Origin of the sequence: Advenella sp. (genome assembly GCF_052108595.1) — a bacterium.
GTDB lineage: Bacteria > Pseudomonadota > Gammaproteobacteria > Burkholderiales > Burkholderiaceae_B > Advenella.
Window position 1 is genome coordinate 32026 of record NZ_JBQEAU010000027.1, and the last position, 4429, is coordinate 36454.

General features: G+C 56.9%; 5 protein-coding genes. 2 read left to right on the forward strand and 3 right to left on the reverse strand.

Annotated features, from left to right (window positions below; translation table 11 throughout):
• Together eno and ftsB are read left to right on the forward strand one after the other, a co-directional pair.
• The coding region (eno, locus tag ACTIKR_RS07035) for a phosphopyruvate hydratase (RefSeq protein WP_442327452.1) at positions 1-945 on the forward strand (945 nt) is incomplete at its 5' end.
• A 30-nt stretch (positions 946-975) separates the two neighbouring features.
• A complete protein-coding gene (gene ftsB, locus ACTIKR_RS07040) occupies positions 976-1419 on the forward strand; it encodes a cell division protein FtsB (RefSeq protein WP_442327453.1) in 444 nt (147 codons plus the stop codon).
• A 202-nt stretch (positions 1420-1621) separates the two neighbouring features.
• Here the strand turns inward: ftsB and ACTIKR_RS07045 are convergent, their stop codons facing one another.
• The 3 genes from ACTIKR_RS07045 to ACTIKR_RS07055 form a co-directional block, all read right to left on the reverse strand.
• Positions 1622-2668, reverse strand: a complete 1047-nt coding sequence (locus ACTIKR_RS07045) for a TadE/TadG family type IV pilus assembly protein (protein ID WP_442327454.1) — start codon at positions 2666-2668, stop codon at positions 1622-1624.
• A gap of 243 nt (positions 2669-2911) precedes the next feature.
• Positions 2912-3835, reverse strand: a complete 924-nt coding sequence (gene hslO / locus ACTIKR_RS07050) for an Hsp33 family molecular chaperone HslO (protein WP_442327455.1) — start codon at positions 3833-3835, stop codon at positions 2912-2914.
• Between the two features lie 23 nt (positions 3836-3858).
• Positions 3859-4380 carry a gamma carbonic anhydrase family protein gene (locus ACTIKR_RS07055; protein WP_442327456.1) on the reverse strand — a complete coding sequence of 174 codons (522 nt, stop codon included), beginning with the start codon at positions 4378-4380 and terminating at the stop codon, positions 3859-3861.
• Positions 4381-4429: the final 49 nt, after the last annotated feature.

Sequence of the window (4429 nt, forward strand, 5' to 3'; positions counted from 1 at the left end):
AGTATGGCCGTTGCCCGTGCCGCAGCCGATGAGTCCGGTCTTTCCCTGTATCGCTATTTTGGCGGCAGCGGCCCCATGAGCATGCCTGTGCCCATGATGAACGTCATCAACGGCGGCGCCCATGCCAACAATACGCTCGATATGCAGGAATTCATGATTCTGCCGGTTGGCGCGACCAGTTTCCGTGAGTCGCTGCGCATGGGTGCAGAGGTTTTCCACGCCCTGAAAAAACTGATCCATGGCCATGGCATGTCTACGGCGGTGGGCGATGAAGGCGGCTTTGCGCCCAATGTGGCCAATCATGAGTCGGCCATTCATCTGATTCTGAATGCGATTACTGAAGCCGGCTACGAGCCTGGCACCCAAATTGCGCTGGGCCTCGATTGCGCCAGTTCCGAGTTTTACCGCGACGGCAAATATCATCTGGCCGGCGAAGGCAATATTTCCCTGACTTCGGCCGAGTTTGCCAATTTGCTGGCCTCCTGGTGCGACAAATACCCAATCATCAGCATCGAAGACGGGATGGCGGAAAACGACTGGGATGGCTGGAAAATCCTTACGGACCAGCTGGGCAAGAAAGTGCAGCTGGTGGGCGACGATCTGTTCGTTACCAATACGAAAATCCTGAAGGAAGGCATCCAGAAAGGCGTTGCCAACTCCATTCTTATCAAGATCAACCAGATCGGTACACTGACAGAAACCTTTGCTGCCATTGAAATGGCCAAGCGAGCGGGTTATACGGCGGTCATTTCACACCGCTCCGGTGAAACCGAAGACTCCACCATTGCCGATATTGCCGTGGCTACCAATGCTATGCAGATCAAGACCGGCTCCCTGTCTCGTTCGGACCGTATGGCCAAGTACAACCAGTTGCTGCGTATCGAGGAAGAACTGGCAGAAGTGGCCCGCTTCCCGGGTCTGGATGCGTTTTACAACATCCGTTAAGCGCTGCGGCGCGAGTATTGAGCATTTGTCATGCGCTTACTATACCTTGCCCTGATGGTTGCCTGCGTAGCCATACAATATCCGCTGTGGTGGGGGGAAGAAGGGTGGGCGCGCGTGACAGTGCTTAAGCAGCAACTGGAAGCCCAGGAAGAGAAGAACAAGGCGTTGCTGACTCGCAACAATGCAATGGATGCGGAAGTACATGATCTGAAAACGGGTACCGATGCACTTGAAGATCGCGCCCGTATTGAAATGCGCATGATCAAAAAAGACGAAACGTATGTGCAGATCCTGACGCCGAATGAGCCGCAACCCGATGTGCCGGTCAGCTACGAGGTACCGGGGACATCCAAGGCCAAGGCAGCTTCTACTGCGGCAGCCAAAGCCCAGGCAAAAGCAACGGCTGCCGGCAATACGCGGACAAAGTCCGAGAGCCGCAAGCCGGCCAGGTCTTCAAAACCGACGCAGCAATAGCAGACAGGAATAATCATTTGCTGTTGGTGTCGCTCGTGCCGTCTAAGCTGGTTCAGGACTGAGCCAAATCCGGATCTGATCGAATCAGAACCAGACCAAATTAGCATTAGATCGAATCAGCACCAAGCCGAATCAGCCCAAGTTAATATAATCCCGAATGCCACGTTGTGTGCCTGCTGTACTGCGCGCTTGTTTGCAGCACTTATGGCAGGCAGGCCGACTCGGCGGGCAGGGCATTTTCGGGAGCCTCATTGTTTGTAGGCGTTGCGCCTGGCTGGTGCTGGCTACCCGTCGCAACGGCGTCAGTCCTGGCCTGCGAGGCTGGCTTGCCGCCGGGGAACGTGGCGTTGGGCGTTGCCGGCTGGGAGGCAATGCTATCCATTGCGTCGCCGTTGCCACCACTGGCCTCGGTGGTCGGTTTGCGTAGCGGTCCTGGTGAGTTGGCAAACGCGCTAAGCTGCTTGTAGCGAACGTGGGTCGTTTCTTCGGACAACCAGAGAACCGGATGAGATTGCATTTCAATTGTGATTGCCGCGCTTATTGGCAGCACACCGTGGGTGGCCAGTGGTGATCCGGATGTGCTGATTGCACCGAACAGGGTGCGCAACAACGTGCGCATGCCCGGCACCACCGGCACATACAAATAGCGTGCCTGCAGTTGCAGGGTGTTGGCATCGTAGATCGTGCTGCCCGATGCAGGGCCGCGTGGATATTGTTGATGTTGCCTGTGCTGATAATTGTTATTAATGGCTGGATTGCCGGTTTTCACGGCAATGGGAAGATCCTTTTGCATGAAGTCGGCAAATTCGGCAACGTTGGGATGAGTAATGGCAATGTCCCATGCAAGCCGGCCACTGTCTTGCTCGAATCGTTTCTGTTGGTGGAGCATCCGCTCACGCGGGCTGCGAAAAGTGCCCGCCGGCGCATACAGCGGAGCCAGCGCATCCAGGAATGCGTCTTCGATCGCCTGCGGCTTGGCGTGGTTCACGCTGCCGGCACGGCTGGCCTCAAGCAGTGCAAGACTGACGGCTTCACGCGCCATATACCAGCGCGAGGCTTCGTAGCTGGCCATGGCCGCAAACAACAAGGGAAGGGCGACAACGAGAAATTCCACCATTGCAAAGCCGTGCTGGCGTGCCAACGAGGGCGCTGTTGTTTTTGATGGCACGCCGCCAGGACGGCATGGCTGGGCAAGCGCAGGGTAGCGCGGGCAGAACGAAAAAAGAATGAGCGGGAAGGTATATTGCATCCCCGCAGTGTGCGTAAAACGAGGGCAAATGTATAGTGTGGATTCCTACGCTGGACAAGTATACGTTGTGGTCGCCGGGGCGTGCCGCGGGTGGCGATGGCAAGAACCAGGGTTACCACAACCGTATTTGCCAGTAAGGGAAGTGAGGGGAGTGAGGGGAGTGAGTGAAGGCAGCCGCCCGAGCGACAGCGTTACCGTCCATTGCCGCCAAACTCCAGGCGTGACGGCCCGTTGCGCCCGCGCTTAATGCGCTATGGGTTCGGGCGGATCCTCGGGCGATTGGCCATCTATAAACAGACGGGCACAATCGATCGCGTCGAACGTATATGGCTTGCCGCAGAAATTGCAGGCGATATCGATTTTTCCCTGTTCACTCAGAATGCTCTCGATTTCGGCTTGGCCGAGCATCTTGAGCATATTGCCGACGCGTTCACGTGTACATGGGCAAAACCAGCGTACCGGTTGCGGCTCGAAGGTGAGCAACGGCTCTTCCCAGAACAGGCGATGGATCAGTGTCTCAGGAGACTCGCTGAGCATTTCCTCCTGAGTCAGGGTCTGGGCCAGAATGCGGGTGCGCTGCCACGATTCCTGGTGGGCTTCGGCATCATCGGCCGTACCACCATGGTCGGGCAGTCGTTGCAGCAACAGACCGGCAGCGCGTTGCGCGTTGGCGGCCAGCCAGATGCGCGTATCGAGCTGTTCTGACTGTTTCATATAATGCTCCAGGACCTGGGCGACCGAATCGCCTTCCATGGGCACTACACCCTGATAGGGGTGTTGGCCTTCCTGCCGGTCTGTCGGATCCAGAATGACAATAAACCGACCATTGCCGTTGGCGTTGAGCAGCGACTGGAATGTGGCATTGTCGGGAACCACAAATTCCTGACGCAACTGTACGGTGGCGCGCAGGCTCAGGTCGGATTGACATTCGACCACGATCAGGGCCAGTGGCCCGTCTCCCTGCAGTTGCAATACGAGCGAACCATCGAACTTAATGTTCGAGGCCAGCAGCACCGAGGCTGCGCACAGCTGCCCGAGCAGGTCGCGAACGACCGGCGGGTAGCTCTGATGCGCCAGGCCGGTATGCCAGGTCTCGGTCAGGTCGACGGTCTGGATGCGGGTGCTGCGGTCGTCAAGCAGGTATTTCTGTAATTGGTCAGTCGTCATGGCAGGGTGGCACAGGGCCAAAATTACGTCAGGCGTTTAAGGCCGCTGCGATAGCGCTGGCCCTGCCATACGTAATGAGCAGTATTTTTGTGAATATTGGCGATTTCGTCTTCGCTCAGCGTGCGTGCAATTTTGCCGATACCGATAACCAGCGAGCCGTCAGGGATGACTTTGCCTTCGGTAACGATCGCGCCGGCGCCGATGATACAGTTTTTGCCAATGCGTGCGTTGTTCAAGACAATGGCCTGCATGCCGATAAGAGAGCCTTCGCCAATGGTGCAGCCGTGCAGCATGGCCTGATGGCCCACGGTGACGTTCCTTTCAATGGTCAGGGGAACGCCTTCGTCCACATGCAGCACGCTGCCTTCCTGGACGTTGCTGCCTTCCTTGATCAGGATAGGCGCGTTGTCGCCGCGAATGGCCACATTGGCCCAGACACTGACATTTTTTTCCAGGGTGACGTTGCCAATGACCGTCGCGCTGTCGAAGACAAAAGCGGTAGGGTCGATATTTGGCGCCAGTTCATCAATCTGATACACGGCCATGATGAATGTTTCTCCTTTTCCTAGCTGGTTACGCTATCGGTGTCGGCGT

Coding starts and splice junctions, on each gene's coding strand:
- ftsB (WP_442327453.1), top strand. CDS start 976: ATGCGCTTACTATACCTTGCCCTGATGGTTGCCTGCGTAGCCATACAA.
- ACTIKR_RS07045 (WP_442327454.1), bottom strand. CDS start 2,668: ATGCAATATACCTTCCCGCTCATTCTTTTTTCGTTCTGCCCGCGCTAC.
- hslO (WP_442327455.1), bottom strand. CDS start 3,835: ATGACGACTGACCAATTACAGAAATACCTGCTTGACGACCGCAGCACC.
- ACTIKR_RS07055 (WP_442327456.1), bottom strand. CDS start 4,380: ATGGCCGTGTATCAGATTGATGAACTGGCGCCAAATATCGACCCTACC.